The following is a 15,100-nucleotide window of genomic DNA, read 5'->3' on the forward strand; positions in this document are numbered from 1 at the left end:
ATGGGCATCACCACGGCGAAGGAAGCCGCCTACGACCCCCGCGTCGTCGCCTTCGGGCGGATGATGGGCGCGGCGAACCGGCTCGAATACCTGCTCGGCCGGGCACTGGAGGCCGAATGCGGGATCTCGCACCTGATGTTCGAAGTCCTGCTGATCGTCGGCAGGTCGGGTGAGGCCGGGATGAGCATGCGCGCGATCGCGCAGGAGCAGGTGCTGACCACCGGCGGCGCGACCCGGCTGGTCGACCGGATGACGGCACTCGGCCTGGTCGTGCGCGCCAACGATCCCGAAGACCGCCGCGTGCAACTCGTCCGGCTGACGGGCAAGGGCGAGGAGACCACCGTGCGGGCCGCACGGGTGCACGTGGAGAACATCCAGCGGCAGTTTCTCGACCCGCTGCCCGCCGATCATCGCGACCAGTTCACCCAAGACCTGCGGACGCTGAGCCATTCGGCACGGGACGCACTCCCCAAACTCCGCTAGGAATACCTGACTGGTCAGGCATCGTTGGAACTCGGCATGAGGCTCATCCATGTCTTCGACGCGTACTGCGGCTGGTGCTACGGCTTCGCCAGGACCCTGGCCGACGTCGCGCACCGGCATCCGGACCTGCCGGTCGAGGTGGTGTCCGGTGGCCTGTTCCTCGGCGAGCGCCGCGTCCCGATCCGGCAGTTCGGCCACGTCCGAGAAGCCAACGCCGAGATCACCCGCCGGACCGGCGCGCCGTTCGGGGAAAGCTACGAACGGCTCATCGCGAACGGCGACTTCGTCATGGACTCCGAGGCTGCCGCCCGCGGGATGGCGGCACTGCGGGAGGTCGCGCCGGCCCGCGCGGTGCGGCTCGCGGCCTTGCTGCAGGAGGCCTTCTACCTCGACGGCCTGAGCCTGTCCGAGGTCTCGACCTACCGCGTGGTCGCGCGGCGGGCGGGCCTGGACGGGGACGCCGTCGAGGCCGCGCTGGACCGGGTCTCCCCGACGGCCGACTTCCGGCGGGCGCGAGAACTGGGCGTCACCGGATACCCGACTCTGCTCGCCGCCTTGCCCACCGGGGAAGGGGAACGGATCGTGACGCTGGTCGCCGGAAACGCGAGCGCGGACGAGGTGGAGCGGCGGATCGGCGCGCTGGTTTCCTAGACGCTGCCTGGCTTTCGGCCTGTCCGGCGCGAGGATCACGCGGGGCGATCTGGTCAGCCGCCCGCTCCGCCAGGCCGGCCTGCTGGCCGGCGTGCCCGGTCAGGACCAGGAGGGCGGTGACGTTCCGCTGATATTCCTCCAACGGGGGCAGCGGGCCAGGTCCACCTCCAGCAGAAGCAACGGGGCCGACGACGGCGCGTCCGGAGCCAAGGGGTCGAGGCCGTAGCTGGGGTCCATGAGCCGCTACTGCCCGATTCCGGTCACGCGACGTAGCCGCGACACAGCACTCCAGCGATACTCCGCCGTCGTTCCTGCCATGAACCCGACTCCCCTGCTTGAATTCGGGACCATGCCCACCTCTGTCGCGCTCCGAGGGGCGACACCCGCTGACGCCGACACCGTCGCGAAAATCTGGCACCGCGGCTGGCAGGACGGCCACCTCGGCAACGTGCCCGACGAACTCGTCCGCATCCGCACCCGTGAGTCGTTCTGGGAACGGGCCGCTCAACGCGTCGGTGACACGACCGTCGCTTTGGTGGACGGCGAGGTGGCGGGTTTCGTGATGGTCGTCGGCGACGAGGTCGAACAGGTCTACGTTTCCTCGGACCATCGCGGGAGCGGAGTGGCCGGCACACTGCTCGCGGAAGCCGAACGGCTGGTGAGCGCGAACGGGCAGGCACACGCCTGGCTCGCGGTGGCGCCGGGGAACGCACGGGCGCGGCGGTTTTACGAGCGATGCGGATGGGTCGATGAAGGCGCGTTCGAAAACCGGGTACCCGGCCCGGACGGGCCTATTTCGGTACCCTGCCGGCGTTACGTGAAACCGGTCGCTCGACCTCTTCCGCAATTAGGTGACTAATTGCGCAGCGGTGATACGCGAGCCGCATGAACGAGCCCTACTCCACTGTCTCGCTTACGCTCGTACGTCACTGCACTCGTACTACTGTGCGGTTTTCATCACCGGTTGATCCACCACGGCGACTGGCAAGTCCACATGGCCGCCGACGGGCTACCAGAGTTCATCCCACCCCAATACCGAGATCCACTCCGCAAACCCCGCCGCAACACCCGCTACCACGACCGACCCCGAGGAACCCGCCCGCCACACCCGGCGACGGGCCCCTCGCCATGCCCGGCGGGACCTTGCCGCGCCTGAGTACATGAAGGCCCCCTTCCTTGCGCTAGACGCAAGGAAGGGGGCCTTCATGTACCTCGCAGAGGGCGTGAAGGTCGAGGTTCTCGGCTGAGCCGAGGGCAGAGTCCTCATCGCGCCCCATGATGTTTGAAGGCGCCACTGAGTCGTGGGGACGTTCAAGTTTCGTGGAGAACCCCTTGGTCCCTCAAGGAGTCCTTCACGGAACGACAACCCGAACCGTGCCCGCAAACGCCCCACCCAGGTGACCACACCGGTCACGTCCGACAGCGTCGATTTCGGGTCACCCACCCGGTCCCGCCTCCAGAGAACGGAATGCGGAACACCGCCCTAACCGGACTCAGATCCCAGATAGGCCAGCGCCATCTCGGTCGTCTCGGTCGCCCAAACGTCCCAGCTCAGGCCATCCGACCAGTACCGGCCGCTGGCGGCCCGGTGGACGCAGGAGCCGATGATCGTCCGGCTCACCATGCGAATAGCCCCATCCGGCCGGCGGATCTCCCCAAGACAAGACCCAGTCGCGGCCTCGAAATCGCGCTGGATGGTGGCCAGTGCTTGGAGACCGCGTTCGCGTCCTTCGGCGCGCTGGCTGTCGAGCAGTTCGGGAAAGATCCGGTCGTGCCGGGCGAACGTTCGCGCCAAAGCCTGCGTGAACGCGCTCACGACACCGCTCAATCCGGGCTCCGCGGAACGAAGCGCTTCGCTGACACCGGCCTCCAGCTGCCCGAGCAACTGATCCTTCACCGCGTACAGCAGCTGGTTCTTTCCCACGAACCGGCGATAGATCGTGCCCACCGACATCCCCGCCTGCTCGGCGACCGCGGCGACGGTGAACTGCTCGAGACCTTGGCTCGCCAGGACGTGTTCGGCGGCGGCCAGCACCTTCTGCAGGGACTCGCGGCTCCGGGCCTGCTGCGGCGGCCGAAAGCCCTGATCGACGGAGTGACTCACCAGCCGCACGTTACCGCACCAGAACGTGAATGGTAATTTCTGTTCACATCTGACGAACGCGAGGAGGCCTGCATCGTGGTGAGCATCGAGGTAGAGGGCGCCTACGTCGATTTCCCGATCTTCGACGCCAAGACCCGGTCACTGAAGAAACAGGTGCTCGGCAAGGTCGGCGGCAAGATCGGAACCGGCGCCAAGGTCCCGATCATCGAGGCCCTGCAAGACGTTTCCCTGTCCCTGCGCGAAGGCGATCGCGTCGGCCTGGTCGGGCACAACGGCGCCGGGAAATCCACTCTGCTGCGCCTGCTGTCCGGGATCTACGAACCGACCCGGGGCAGTGCGCGGGTCGTCGGCCGGATCGCGCCGGTGTTCGACCTCGGCGTGGGGCTGGATCCCGAGGTCTCGGGCCACGAGAACATCCTGATCCGGGGCCTGTTCCTCGGCATGAGCCGCCGGCAGATGGAGAAACGGGTCGACGACATCGCCGACTTCACCGAGCTCGGCGACTACCTGAGCATGCCCCTGCGCACCTACTCCGCCGGGATGCGGGTGCGGCTCGCGCTCGGCGTGGTGACCACCATCGATCCCGAGATCCTCATCCTCGACGAGGGACTCGGCGCGATCGACGCCGCGTTCCTCGCCAAGGCCCGCGAACGGCTGGTCGACCTCGCCCGCCGCTCCGGGGTACTGGTGTTCGCCTCGCACGCCGACGAATTACTGCGCGAGCTGTGCACCACCGCACTGTGGATGGACGAGGGCCGCATCCGGATGCGCGGGGCCCTGGACGAGGTTCTCGCCGAATATCACGAAACGCGTCGCGCGTAACCGTCCAATTCGGACCGCGAGAACGAAAGCTCGCTCGCGTCCACGGCTCCGCAGTCCACCCCCCGCAACAGGAAACTCGCCAAAGCCCGCGCGGTCGCCGGTTCGTCCAGCATTTCGCCCCCGGTCTTGTCCGCGTAGTCCCGTAACCGGCCCAGAGCGGCGGGGAAACCTTCGCGGAAGAACGCATAGGTGGCGGCGAACCGGGTCGGCAGCTGGTGCGGGTGCAGGTCCCAGCCCTGGTAGAAGCCGCGTTCCAGGGATCGGCGCACCAGCCGTAGATGTTCGCGCCAGGCGGGGAGGATCGCGTCACCGACGGGCAGCTTGTTCGTCGAGCCGTCCGAAAGCCGGACGGCGGTCCCCGCGGCCGAAACCTGCATGAGCTGCTTGGCGAAATCGGCGGCCGGATGGTCCATGCTCTGGTATTCGGCGCTGATCCCGAGTCCGGCGCTGTAGTCGTAGGTTCCGTAGTGCAGCCCCGAACAGCGGCCGCGTGCGGCTTCGATGATCCGCGGCACCGCCACGGTCCCGTCGAGGTCCACAATGGACTGGGACGTCTCGATCTGGACTTCGAACCGCAGCGTGCCGTCAGGCAGGCCGTACGCGGATTCGAGGCGTTCCAGGACATCCGCCGCCACTTCGACCTGCTCGACGGCGGTCACCTTCGGCAGCGTGACGACGAACCCCTCCGGCAGTGGCCCGCTTTCCAGCAGTCCGGCCAAGAAGAGGTCGAGCGTGCGGATGCCGCGGCGGCGGGTCGCCTGCTCGAAACTCTTGAACCGGATGCCGACGAACGGCGTCCCGCCCGTCACGGCGAGGGTCCGTCCCGCGGCGAGCGCGATGGCGTCTTCCTCGTCGTCGCCCGGCCTGCCGAGACCGTCCTCGAAGTCGATCCGCAGATCCTCGATCGGCTCGGTCAGGAGTTTGGCCCGGACCCGGTCGGCGATGTCCGCGTCCAGGTCCAGTCGATCGGCGTGCTCGCCGAAGACCCGCAATGCCTGCTTGCCCCAGTCCGCGACGAGCCTCGTCTTGTACTGCGACGCCGGCACGTACACCGTGTGCACGGGCTGACGGCCGGGCGGCTCACCGGGATAAGCGGCCGCGACGCGCGCGTCGGCCTCGGCCAGCCGCGCGTCAGCGGCGGTGTAGACGTCCTCGGTGAGCCGCCCGTTCCCCATCTGTCTACTTGATCCGTTCGTAGGCGGGCAGGGTCAGGAAGTCCGGGAACTCGTCGGCGAGCGCGACCTGCTCGAACAGTTCGACGGCGGGCTCCAGCAGTTCCGGCTTGATCTCGGCGGCGAGTGCGCCGCGGACCTCGGCCAGCACGCCACGCACCAGCTCCTCGGTGACCTCGTCACCGGTGTCGAGCCGCGTGCCGTTGCGCACCCACTGCCACACCTGCGAGCGCGAGATCTCCGCGGTGGCCGCGTCCTCCATCAGGTTGTGGATGGCCGCCGCGCCGTTCCCGCTCAGCCACGAGGCGATGTAGCGGATGCCGACGTCGACGGCGGCGCGCAGACCGGCCGCCGTGGCGCCACCCGGCGTCGAAGCCGCGTCGAGCAACTGGTCGGCGGTGACGGACACCTCGTCGCGGGTGCGGTCGAGCTGGTTCGGCTTGTCCCCGAGGACCTTGTCGAACTCCTCGCGGCAGATGTCCACCATGCCGGGGTGCGCGACCCAGGAACCGTCGAAGCCGTCGCCCGCCTCACGGCTCTTGTCGGCGCGGACCTTGTCGAGCGCGGCCGCGGTGACCTCGGGGTCCTTGCGGTTCGGGATGAACGCGGCCATGCCGCCGATCGCGAACGCCCCGCGCTTGTGGCAGGTGCGCACCAGCAGTTCGGTGTACGCGCGCATGAACGGGGCGGTCATGGTGACCGAGTTGCGGTCCGGCAGCACGAACTTCTCGCCCGCGTCGCGGAAGTACTTGATGACGCTGAACAGGTAGTCCCAGCGGCCGGCGTTCAGGCCGGAGGCGTGCTCGCGCAGTTCGTAGAGGATCTCCTCCATCTCGAACGCGGCCGGGATGGTCTCGATCAGCACGGTCGCGCGGACGGTGCCGTGGGAGATGCCGAGCGTCTTCTCCGCGTGGGTGAAGACGTCGTTCCAGAGCCGCGCTTCGAGGTGACTCTCCATCTTCGGCAGGTAGAAGTACGGGCCCTTGCCGCGGTTGAGCAGCTCCCGCGCGTTGTGGAAGAAGTACAGGCCGAAGTCGACCAGCGCGCCGACGGCCTGGCGTCCGCCGAAGGACAGGCCGCGCTCGTCGAGGTGCCAGCCGCGCGGACGGACGACGATGGTCGCGTGCTCGACGTCGTCCTTCAGCGCGTAGCTCTTGGCACCGCTTTCCAGCGTGATGGTTTCGCGGACCGCGTCGTACAGGTTGACCTGGCCGGAGACGACGTTCGCCCAGTGCGGCGTGTTGGCGTCCTCGAGGTCGGCGAGCCAGACCTTGGCGCCGGAGTTCAGCGCGTTGATGGTCATCTTGCGGTCGGTCGGACCGGTGATCTCGACACGGCGGTCGCGCAGCGCGGGCGGGGCCTCGGCCACCTTCCAGTCGCCCTCGCGGATCTCCCTGGTCTCGGGCAGGAAGTCGAGCTTGCCGGTGGTCCTGGCTTCCTCGCGGCGTTTGCCCCTGGCCTGCAGCAGCTCGTCGCGGCGGGCGGCGAAGGCCTCGTGCAGGCCGGCGAGGAAGGCGAGCGCCTCCGGCGTGAGGATTTCGTCCCCGCGCTCGACCGGATCGCCGAGCACCTGAGCTTCAGACATGAGTAACACCCCGAGTTCGGAAAGACAGTGACATCCCTGATACAAGACGTCCCTACGGTTTTACCTGACGGACTATAGTTTCTGCATAGCGGAACCTCAACGCGGACGTAAGGAGTACCACGGTGGCGGCGGAGAAGAACGGGCGCGACGGCGGCGTCCAGTCCCTTCAGCGGGCCTTCGAGCTCCTCGAGCATCTCGCGGACACCGGCGGCGAGGCCAGCCTCTCGGAGCTGGCGACGCTGTCCGGGCTGCCGATGCCGACCATCCACCGGCTGATCAGGACACTGGTGGATCTGGGCTACGTCCGGCAGAACACCAACCGCCGGTACGCGCTGGGCGCCCGGCTCATCCGGCTGGGGGAGAACGCCAGCATGCAGTTCGGCTCGTGGGCACGGCCGCTGCTCGCGGAACTGGTCGACGAGGTCGGCGAGACCGCCAACCTCGCGGTGCTGGAGCGGGACGAGGTCGTCTACGTCGCGCAGGTGCCGTCGAAGCACTCGATGCGGATGTTCACCGAGGTCGGACGGCGTCTCCTGCCGCACGGCACCGGCGTGGGGAAGGCGATGCTCGCGCGTCTGCCGTCCGACGACGTGACGGCGCTGCTCGCCAGGACGGGCATGCCCTCCTACACCGAGCACACCTTCACCGACCAGGACGCACTCCTGCGCGAGCTGGCGAAAATCGCCCAGCAGGGTTACGCGCTCGACGAAGCGGAGCAGGAACTGGGCGTCCGCTGCGTGGCCGTCGCGGTCCCGGGCGCGCCGGTGCCGGCGGCGGTCTCGGTGTCCGGGCCTTCGGGACGGCTCACGAGGGAGGCCGTCGAGCGGATCGCGCCCGTCGTCCAGCGGATCGCGAACTCGCTCGGTTCGACCCTTTCGCGGGACGGGGTCACCGTTTGACCCTGGTCTCCAAGCCGTCGAGCATCCTCTCCAGTCCGTAGCGGAACTTTTCGTCGCGAAGCCGCTCCGGGTCGGCCTCCTCGTCGTTCCGCACGAGCGACTCCCGCTGGCGCGGGTGATCCCTTGCCGCTTCCTCGACGGCGGGCCGCAGTCGCCGCGCCCACTCACGTTCGGTTTGGCCGCTCTTCGCGACCGTCGTGAGCCATGCCGCCTCGGTCGTCCCCATACCGATGACGTACGACATCACCGCGCTGATCGCCTGCTCCGCCTCGTCGCCGGGGAAGCCCGCGGCCACGAAGACGGCCAGCAGCCGCTCGTTGAGCCGCATGACGTTCGGCCCGAGGTACGACAGGCCGACCGAGCCGAGCAGTGAAGCCACCCAGGGGTGCCGCAGGATCATCGCGCGGACACTCTGCGCCCCGACCACGGCCGCTTCCCGCCACCGAGCCGGGTCGTCACGGCCCGGCACGGTGATCTCGCCGTAGACCTCGTCGACGACCAGCTCGATCAGCTCGTCGCGGTTCGCCACGTGCCGATAGAGCGAGGTCGCGCCCGCGTTCAGCGCGGTGCCGAGCCGCCGCATGCTCAGCGCGTCGACGCCTTCGACGTCCAGAAGCCGGACGGCCTCGGCCACGATCTGCGCCTGACTCAGCGCGGGCTGGTCTCGCTTCCGGCGAGGGCGGGTCCACACCGACTGGATCGGCTGTTCCTCCACTGACATGCCCCCATTCTAGCGGACGACGTACCCTCTTGCGAACGATGTTTCATTCTGCGTACAGTGTGCGCAAGAACGGAACAACGTACGCAACCAACTTCTTCCTGGGGGTATCCCGATGAACGCAGCATCCTTACGCGATCCACGGCGCTGGTGGATCCTGATCGTGCTGTGCCTGAGCACGCTCGTGCTGGTCGTCGACAACATGGTGCTGACGGTCGCCGTGCCGCCGCTGGCCGAAGACCTCGGCGCGAGCGCCCAGGACACGCAGTGGATCCTGGACTCCTACATCCTCGTGTTCGCCGGCCTGCTGCTCACCTCGGGCAGCCTCGGAGACCGGTTCGGGCGCCGGAAGGTGATGCTCGTCGGGCTCGTCCTGTTCGGGGTGGCCTCCCTCGTCGCCGCGTTCGCCGCGAACCCGCTCGAACTGATCCTGTCCCGTGCGGTGATGGGTGTCGGCGGCGCGCTGATCATGCCCAGCACCCTGTCGATCCTGATCACCGTCTTCGACGACGAGGAGCGCCGCAAGGCGATGGCGGCGTGGAGCGCGGTCGCGATGCTGGGCATGATCGGCGGCCCGGTGCTGGGCGGCGTGCTGATCGCGTGGTTCTGGTGGGGCGCGGTGTTCCTGATCAACGTGCCGATCGTGGTCATCGCGGTGATCGCCGCGCTCACGCTGATGCCGGAGTCCAAGGGCCCGTGGCAGAAGCCGGATCCGCTCGGCGCGATCCTTTCCGCCGTCGGCATGACGGCGCTGGTCTGGACGATCATCGAACTGCCCAAGCACGGCATCACCGAGGCCGGAACCCTCGTCCCGCTGGCGATCGCGGTGGTGAGCCTGATCGGTTTCGTGGCCTGGGAGCGGCACACGCCCTCGCCGATGGTCCCGCTGAAGCTGTTCCGCAAGCGCAACTTCAGCGGTGGCAGCCTGTCGCTCACGCTGGTGCAGATCGGCAACGGCGGGTTGCTGCTTCTTCTGACCCAGTACCTGCAGTTCGTGCTCGGCTACACCCCGACCCAAGCGGGTCTGGCCTTCATCCCGATGGCCATCGCGTCGCTGCTCTGCAACACCCTCGGCGCCACGCTGGGCCAGAAGATCGGCAACCGCGCGCTCGCCACCGCCGGGATGACCGTGATGGCGGGCGGCTTCGGCCTGCTCGCGACGCTGTCGGCGAGCGAGGGCTTCCTGCTGCCGGCGATCGCGCTGTTCCTGCTCGGCGCGGGCGGCGGGCTGGCGATGCCGGCGGCGATCGCGGCGCTGATGGGCGAGGTCCCGGAGGAGCAGGCCGGCGTCGGTTCCGCGCTCAACGACACCATTCAGCAGCTGGGCGCCGCGCTCGGCATCGCGATCCTGGGCAGCGTCGTGTCGAGCCTGTTCACCGCTCAGATGCCCGAGTCCGCCCCGGCGCGGGCGCGGCTTTCGATCGGTGACGCCTTCGCCACCGGTGACGGCGTCCTCATCACCGCGGCCCGCGAGTCGTTCACCTCGGCGATGTCGACGACGTTCCTGGTGAGCGCCGTGGGCGTACTGGCCGCGGCGGTGGTCGCGTTCCTGGTGATGCGGGACAAGAAGCCCGCCCCGGTCCCGGCCGACGCTCCGGTCTCCGTCTGACCGCGAACTCCGCGAAGGCCCCTCTTTCGGCTGAGCCGGGAGAGGGGCCTTCGCCGTAACCTCGAAAGGGGCCGAGCGAGGGGAGGTCAGATGGTCGAGCCGATGATCGCCTGGATGGGGCAGAAGCTCGCGGAGAAGGCACTCGACCGGGCGGTCACCACAGGCGGCCGGAAACCACAGCGGCACGACCTGAGCGTCTCAGGCGCCGAAGCGACCAGCGACCTCGACATCACCGTGAAGTACACCCTGCCGTACCTGCGGGGCGCGAAGGCGCCGGTCGTCCTGACCCTGCGAAGGCTCGACCATTCCGCCGAAGACCTGACCTTGCCGATGGTGCTCGGGGAGACCGCCCGCGTGCGGGTGAAACGAGGCAGGTACCGGATCACGGCCGCGATCCTCGAACTCTCTCCCTGGCTCGGCGCGGCGCCGACCCTGCACGCCTTCGGGTCACAGTTGCTGTGGCTGGGCGGCAACGGCACCGCGAAAGCCTGTATTCGCCCGGACCCGGTGATCGTCCGATCCGCCGGGCCTCCCCCGCCGGTCGGTCTCAGTCGGCCGGGATGCCTGCTGTGCGGTGTCCCCCCGCTGACCTATGGACTCTGCCTGGAGCACCGCCTCCACGTCGCTCGCTACGTAGTGGAAGTGATGCTCCCCCGCATCCGCGCGTCCTAGCTGCCGAGCAGCGCCTCGACGAACGCGCCCGGCTCGAACGGCGCCAGGTCGTCCGGCCCCTCGCCGAGACCGACGAGCTTGACCGGCACCCCCAGTTCGCGCTGCACCTGGAAGACGATGCCGCCCTTCGCCGTGCCGTCCAATTTGGTCAGCACGATGCCGGTGACGTCGATGACCTCCGAGAACACGCGGGCCTGCATCAGCCCGTTCTGCCCGGTGGTGGCATCGAGCACCAGCAGCACCTCGTCGACCTTCGCCTGCTTCTCGACGACTCGCTTGACCTTGCCCAGCTCGTCCATCAGACCGGTCTTGGTGTGCAGGCGGCCCGCCGTGTCGATCAGGACCGCGTCCACCCCCGCCTCGGCACCGCGTTTGACGGCGTCGAAGGCGACCGCCGCCGGGTCCGCGCCTTCCTTGCCGCGGACGACCTCCGCGCCCACGCGCTCCGCCCATGTCTGCAACTGGTCCGCCGCGGCGGCGCGGAAGGTGTCGGCCGCGCCGAGCACCACCGTGCTCCCCTGCGCGACGAGCACCCTGGCGAGCTTGCCGGTGGTGGTGGTCTTGCCGGTGCCGTTGACCCCGGCGATCAGCACGACGGCGGGCTGCTTCACGCCGTCGACGGTGTGCGGCAGCGCGCGGACGGCCCGGACCGCGTCGGTCGACAGGGCGGAGGTCAGCACCTCCTGCAACACCGCGCGCGCCTCCTCGGAGGTCCGCACGGCACGGCGCTTCAGCTCCGCACGGAGACGGTCGACGATCTCGGTGGTCGTCGCGGCACCCAGGTCCGCCATGAGCAACGTGTCTTCGACGTCCTGCCAGGAGTCCTCGTCCAGGTCACCGGCGCCCAGCAGCCCGAGCAGGCTCTGCCCGAACATCGAACGCGACTTGCCGAGCCTGCCGCGCAACCGCTCCAGTCGTCCGCCGGCCGGGGCGATCTCGTCCGCGGGAGCGGGAGCGGGGGCGGGCGTGGGAGCGGGGGCGGGCGTGGGAGCGGGGGCGGGGGCGGGGGCGGGGGCGGGGGCGGGCGCCGCTTCCTCGGCCGGTTCGGGAAGTCCGATGTCGCGCACCGTGCGCTGCGCGGAGTCCCTCGGCACCGCGGCGTCGTCCCCGACGGCGGGCTGGCCGTCGGTCTCCGGGCGATCCTCGACCGGATGTCCGGTTTCCTCGGCTTCCTCGGCTTCTTCGGTCTTTTCGCCGCCGGGGGCGAGCGCGATCCCGCCTGTCGCGGTATAGCCGCCCCCCTTCGGCTTCTCGACGACATCGGCAGCCTTGGACTCGTCCAGGCTGATTCGGCGGCGGCGCGCGATGAGCAGCCCGGCCACCAGAACGGCGACCAGGACCACGACGGCAACGACAACGATCCAGAACCAGGGGGTACTCGACACGGCGCCATCCTCGCATCCGCATACCGCCGCGTTCAGACGCCCCACGGGAAGCGAGCCGATCCCGTCAGACATCCACTGGACAAGACTCAGTTCGGACAAGAAGAAACGGTGTCGCTTGCGCGGCCTCGGGATCGAGCACTAGACCACTGAAGAATGACGGTTTCCTCCGGCACCGGGGTCCGGGTGATCGGACTCATCTCCGGCACGTCGATCGACGGGATCGACGTGGCGGCCGCCGAACTACGCGCCGACGGGGACACTGTGGTGCTCTCCCCGCTCGGCAGGCTCGAAGTCCCGTATCCCGAAACGCTCCGCGACGCCTTGCTCGACGCCCTGCCGCCGAATCCCTGCAGCGCCGAACAGCTTACGAAACTCGACACCCTGGTGGGCCAGGTTTTCGGTGAAGCGGCCGCCCGCGGCGTCGAAGAACTGGCGGGCGGTGCCGCGGACGTCGTCGCCTCGCTGGGCCAGACGGTGTTCCACTGGGTCGAGGACGGCACCGCCCGCGGCACGCTGCAACTGGGGAACCCGGCGTGGATCGCCGAGCGCACCGGCCTGCCGGTGGTGGCCGACCTGCGGGTCCGCGACGTCGCCGCCGGCGGGCACGGCGCGCCCCTCGCCGGCACGCTGGACGCGTTGTGGTTACGGGAAACGGCCGCTTCCGGCCCGGTCGCGGCGCTGAACATCGGCGGGATCGCGAACATCACCGTGGTGCCGGCGGAAGGTGACGTCCTGGCCTACGACACCGGCCCCGGCAACGCCCTGATGGACATCGCCGCGCACCGCGTCGCCGGCCTGCGTGCCGACCTCGACGGAGCACTCGCCCTGCGCGGGAACGTCCGGCCCGACCTGCTGGCGAAACTGCTGCTCGACCCGTACTACGCGGCCGCGCCACCGAAGTCCACCGGCAAGGAACTGTTCCACGGCGCGTATCTCGACGCGGCGCTCGACGGGCTTCCGCCGGTCGGCCCGGAGGATCTCTTGGCGACGCTGACGGAACTGACCGCCGTGACGATCGCCGCGGAATGCCGTCGCCACGCCGTCGCCACGGTGATCGTCTCCGGCGGCGGCGCCGACAACCCGGCGCTGATGGCCTCGCTCGCCGGGAATCTGCCGGGCGCGGCGCTGAAGACCAGCGACGACCACGGGCTGCCACGCGCGGGCAAAGAGGCATACCTGACCATTCTGCTGGGCTGGCTGACCTGGTCCGGTGTCCCCGGCAACCTTCCGGCGGCGACCGGTGCCCGCGGCGACCGGCTGCTCGGCAGCATCACCCCGGGCGCGGGGCCCCTGCGCCTCCCCGCCCCGCACAGCTCAACCGTGACCCGGCTACGGGTAGCGGCGACGACCGGCGAGCGATAGGAGATACGGATGCGCGCACTTGACCTCGCGATCATCGGGCTTTTCCTGGTCGGCATGCCCCTGCTGGGCATCTGGATCGGCGGCAGACAGAAATCCGGCTCCGACTACTTCGTCGGTGAAGGCAAGATCTCCTGGTGGGTGGCCTGCCTCTCGGTGGTCTCCGCGGAGACCTCCACCCTCACCGTGCTGTCGGTGCCGACGGTGGCCTACATCGCCACCCCGAGTGACGGCGGGATGACGTACCTGGCCCTGGCGATCGGCTACATCGCGGGCCGGATCGTGGTGTCGATGGTGCTGTTGCCGCGCTACGTGGCGGGCAACCTGGTCACCGCCTACGCCTTCCTCGGCAAGCGTTTCGGCAGCGGGCTGCAGGGCACCGCGTCGGTGACCTTCCTGCTCACCCGCACGCTGGCCGACGGCATCCGGCTGTTCGCCACCGCGATCCCGATCAAGGTGGTGCTCGCCGCCTACGGCCTGACCGTCTCGTACTGGACCATCGTGATCGGGCTCGGCATCGCGATGGTGATCTACAGCTTCTTCGGCGGCGTCCGCGCGGTCGTGTGGGTCGACGCGATCCAGATGCTCTGGTACGTCCTCGGCGCGGTCGTGGTGATCTGGGCGATCTCCAGCAGGCTGCCGGACGGCTGGTTCGACAAGGCCGTCGACGCGAACAAGTTCCAGATCTTCGACTTCTCCTCGAACATGCTCACCGGGCAGTACGCGTTCTTCACCGCGTTGATCGGTGGCGCCGTGCTCTCGATGGCCTCGCACGGCTCGGACCAGCTGATCGTGCAGCGCCTCCAGGCCACCAACGACCTGCGTGCCGCGCGGAAGGCCCTGGTCGCCAGCGGTTTCGTCGTGTTCGTCCAGTTCGCGCTGTTCCTGTTCATCGGCGTGCTGCTGTGGGCGCTCTACAACGGACTTGCCCCGACGAAGCCGAAGCCGGAAGGCCTCGGACTGGCCAACAAGGACGAACTGTTCGCGACCTTCATCGTGAACGACCTGCCGAGCGGCCTGTCCGGGTTCGTGATCGCCGGGATCCTCGCCGCCGCACTGAGTTCTTCGCTGGGCGCGCTGGCCTCCTCGACGGTGACCGATGTCTACGAACGGGTGATCGGCAGGCAACTGCCGGAAGCCGACCGGCTCAAGCACGGCCGGATCTGGACGATCGTCTGGGCGGGCGCGCTGATCCTGTGCGCGGGCTTCTTCGCCTCCTCCGACAAGACCTCGGCCGACCCGATCGTGGTGCAGGCGCTCGGCATCACCGGCTACACCTACGGCGCGCTGCTCGGCGCGTTCCTGCTGGGCCTGCTGTTCAAGCGGGCAAGGCAGACGGACGCGATCGTGGCGTTCGTGGCGACGGTGATCGTGATGGCCTTCCTCATCCTGGGTGTCAAGTTCGACAAACCGGACGGCAGCCTGATCGGTGTCGACTTCAGCAGGTCTTCGGGGAACACGGTGGCGCTGGCGTGGCCCTGGTACACGCTGTGCGGTGTGGTGATCACGCTCGTGGTGGGCGGGTTGCTGTCGCTGCGGCACGGGAGTGTGGACCCGCTCGCGGAACCGGAGGTGAAGGAGTCGACACCGGTTTGACCTCCCCCGAACGCTATGAAAGGTCCCTTCCTTGCAAATTTTGCA

At 68.9% G+C, this 15,100-nt stretch carries 14 protein-coding genes and 1 pseudogene; 10 read left to right on the plus strand and 5 right to left on the minus strand.

The genetic code is table 11. From position 1 onward, the window contains the following. The 4 genes and pseudogenes from P3102_RS27435 to P3102_RS27450 form a co-directional block, all read left to right on the plus strand. On the plus strand, positions 1–483 hold the full coding sequence (locus P3102_RS27435) for a MarR family winged helix-turn-helix transcriptional regulator (RefSeq protein ID WP_276362913.1): 483 nt from the start codon (positions 1–3) through the stop codon (positions 481–483). A 36-nt stretch (positions 484–519) separates the two neighbouring features. Beyond that, positions 520–1,134 carry a DsbA family protein gene (locus P3102_RS27440; protein WP_276362914.1) on the plus strand — a complete coding sequence of 205 codons (615 nt, stop codon included), beginning with the start codon at positions 520–522 and terminating at the stop codon, positions 1,132–1,134. A gap of 349 nt (positions 1,135–1,483) precedes the next feature. Then, positions 1,484–1,993, plus strand: coding sequence for a GNAT family N-acetyltransferase (locus tag P3102_RS27445; protein ID WP_276362916.1), 510 nt, complete (start codon positions 1,484–1,486; stop codon positions 1,991–1,993). 75 nt (positions 1,994–2,068) lie between these two features. Beyond that, positions 2,069–2,290: pseudogene (locus P3102_RS27450) on the plus strand (hypothetical protein); the annotation flags it as partial. Between the two features lie 327 nt (positions 2,291–2,617). Here the strand turns inward: P3102_RS27450 and P3102_RS27455 are convergent. Next, positions 2,618–3,238 (minus strand): TetR/AcrR family transcriptional regulator, encoded by a 621-nt coding sequence (locus P3102_RS27455; protein WP_276362917.1) that lies wholly within the window; start codon positions 3,236–3,238, stop codon positions 2,618–2,620. A 75-nt stretch (positions 3,239–3,313) separates the two neighbouring features. Here P3102_RS27455 and P3102_RS27460 point away from each other — a divergent pair, with 75 nt between their 5' ends. Next, complete coding sequence (locus P3102_RS27460; protein ID WP_276362919.1) at positions 3,314–4,060, plus strand: ABC transporter ATP-binding protein; 747 nt, start codon at positions 3,314–3,316, stop codon at positions 4,058–4,060. Here the strand turns inward: P3102_RS27460 and P3102_RS27465 are convergent. Beyond that, positions 4,039–5,235 (minus strand): aldolase/citrate lyase family protein, encoded by a 1,197-nt coding sequence (locus tag P3102_RS27465; RefSeq protein WP_276362921.1) that lies wholly within the window; start codon positions 5,233–5,235, stop codon positions 4,039–4,041. The two genes, P3102_RS27460 and P3102_RS27465, sit on opposite strands and share 22 nt — an antisense overlap. A gap of 4 nt (positions 5,236–5,239) precedes the next feature. Beyond that, entirely contained in the window at positions 5,240–6,817 is a 1,578-nt protein-coding gene (gene aceB, locus P3102_RS27470) for a malate synthase A (RefSeq protein WP_276362922.1), read from the minus strand. Between the two features lie 122 nt (positions 6,818–6,939). Between aceB and P3102_RS27475 the strand changes: the two genes are divergently transcribed. Beyond that, on the plus strand, positions 6,940–7,716 hold the full coding sequence (locus P3102_RS27475) for an IclR family transcriptional regulator (protein WP_276362923.1): 777 nt from the start codon (positions 6,940–6,942) through the stop codon (positions 7,714–7,716). Here P3102_RS27475 and P3102_RS27480 read toward each other — a convergent pair. Then, positions 7,706–8,437: a TetR/AcrR family transcriptional regulator gene (locus tag P3102_RS27480; RefSeq protein WP_276362925.1), complete on the minus strand. Its 732-nt coding sequence runs from the start codon at positions 8,435–8,437 to the stop codon at positions 7,706–7,708. The two genes, P3102_RS27475 and P3102_RS27480, sit on opposite strands and share 11 nt — an antisense overlap. A 112-nt stretch (positions 8,438–8,549) precedes the next feature. On the opposite strand from P3102_RS27480, the gene P3102_RS27485 reads away from it, so the two are divergent. Further along, a complete protein-coding gene (locus tag P3102_RS27485; protein ID WP_276362927.1) occupies positions 8,550–10,043 on the plus strand; it encodes an MFS transporter in 1,494 nt (497 codons plus the stop codon). A 90-nt stretch (positions 10,044–10,133) separates the two neighbouring features. Next, positions 10,134–10,715 carry a hypothetical protein gene (locus tag P3102_RS27490; RefSeq protein WP_276362928.1) on the plus strand — a complete coding sequence of 194 codons (582 nt, stop codon included), beginning with the start codon at positions 10,134–10,136 and terminating at the stop codon, positions 10,713–10,715. On the opposite strand, the gene ftsY is transcribed toward P3102_RS27490, so the two are convergent. After that, positions 10,712–12,100 carry a signal recognition particle-docking protein FtsY gene (gene ftsY / locus P3102_RS27495; protein ID WP_276362930.1) on the minus strand — a complete coding sequence of 463 codons (1,389 nt, stop codon included), beginning with the start codon at positions 12,098–12,100 and terminating at the stop codon, positions 10,712–10,714. The two genes, P3102_RS27490 and ftsY, sit on opposite strands and share 4 nt — an antisense overlap. A gap of 153 nt (positions 12,101–12,253) precedes the next feature. Between ftsY and P3102_RS27500 the strand changes: the two genes are divergently transcribed. After that, positions 12,254–13,462 carry an anhydro-N-acetylmuramic acid kinase gene (locus P3102_RS27500; RefSeq protein ID WP_276362931.1) on the plus strand — a complete coding sequence of 403 codons (1,209 nt, stop codon included), beginning with the start codon at positions 12,254–12,256 and terminating at the stop codon, positions 13,460–13,462. A 9-nt stretch (positions 13,463–13,471) separates the two neighbouring features. Continuing rightward, positions 13,472–15,055: a sodium:solute symporter gene (locus P3102_RS27505; RefSeq protein ID WP_276362932.1), complete on the plus strand. Its 1,584-nt coding sequence runs from the start codon at positions 13,472–13,474 to the stop codon at positions 15,053–15,055. Positions 15,056–15,100 lie beyond the last annotated feature (45 nt).

The sequence above is a fragment of the Amycolatopsis sp. QT-25 genome (assembly GCF_029369745.1).
In the GTDB taxonomy this organism is placed as follows: domain Bacteria; phylum Actinomycetota; class Actinomycetes; order Mycobacteriales; family Pseudonocardiaceae; genus Amycolatopsis.

Excerpts from the sequence above, each read along its gene's own strand:
- P3102_RS27440 (WP_276362914.1), top strand. The coding sequence starts at position 520 with ATGAGGCTCATCCATGTCTTCGACGCGTACTGCGGCTGGTGCTACGGC.
- aceB (WP_276362922.1), bottom strand. The coding sequence starts at position 6,817 with ATGTCTGAAGCTCAGGTGCTCGGCGATCCGGTCGAGCGCGGGGACGAA.
- P3102_RS27490 (WP_276362928.1), top strand. The coding sequence starts at position 10,134 with ATGGTCGAGCCGATGATCGCCTGGATGGGGCAGAAGCTCGCGGAGAAG.
- P3102_RS27445 (WP_276362916.1), top strand. The coding sequence starts at position 1,484 with ATGCCCACCTCTGTCGCGCTCCGAGGGGCGACACCCGCTGACGCCGAC.
- P3102_RS27435 (WP_276362913.1), top strand. The coding sequence starts at position 1 with ATGGGCATCACCACGGCGAAGGAAGCCGCCTACGACCCCCGCGTCGTC.
- P3102_RS27500 (WP_276362931.1), top strand. The coding sequence starts at position 12,254 with ATGACGGTTTCCTCCGGCACCGGGGTCCGGGTGATCGGACTCATCTCC.
- P3102_RS27505 (WP_276362932.1), top strand. The coding sequence starts at position 13,472 with ATGCGCGCACTTGACCTCGCGATCATCGGGCTTTTCCTGGTCGGCATG.
- P3102_RS27485 (WP_276362927.1), top strand. The coding sequence starts at position 8,550 with ATGAACGCAGCATCCTTACGCGATCCACGGCGCTGGTGGATCCTGATC.
- P3102_RS27480 (WP_276362925.1), bottom strand. The coding sequence starts at position 8,437 with ATGTCAGTGGAGGAACAGCCGATCCAGTCGGTGTGGACCCGCCCTCGC.
- P3102_RS27465 (WP_276362921.1), bottom strand. The coding sequence starts at position 5,235 with ATGGGGAACGGGCGGCTCACCGAGGACGTCTACACCGCCGCTGACGCG.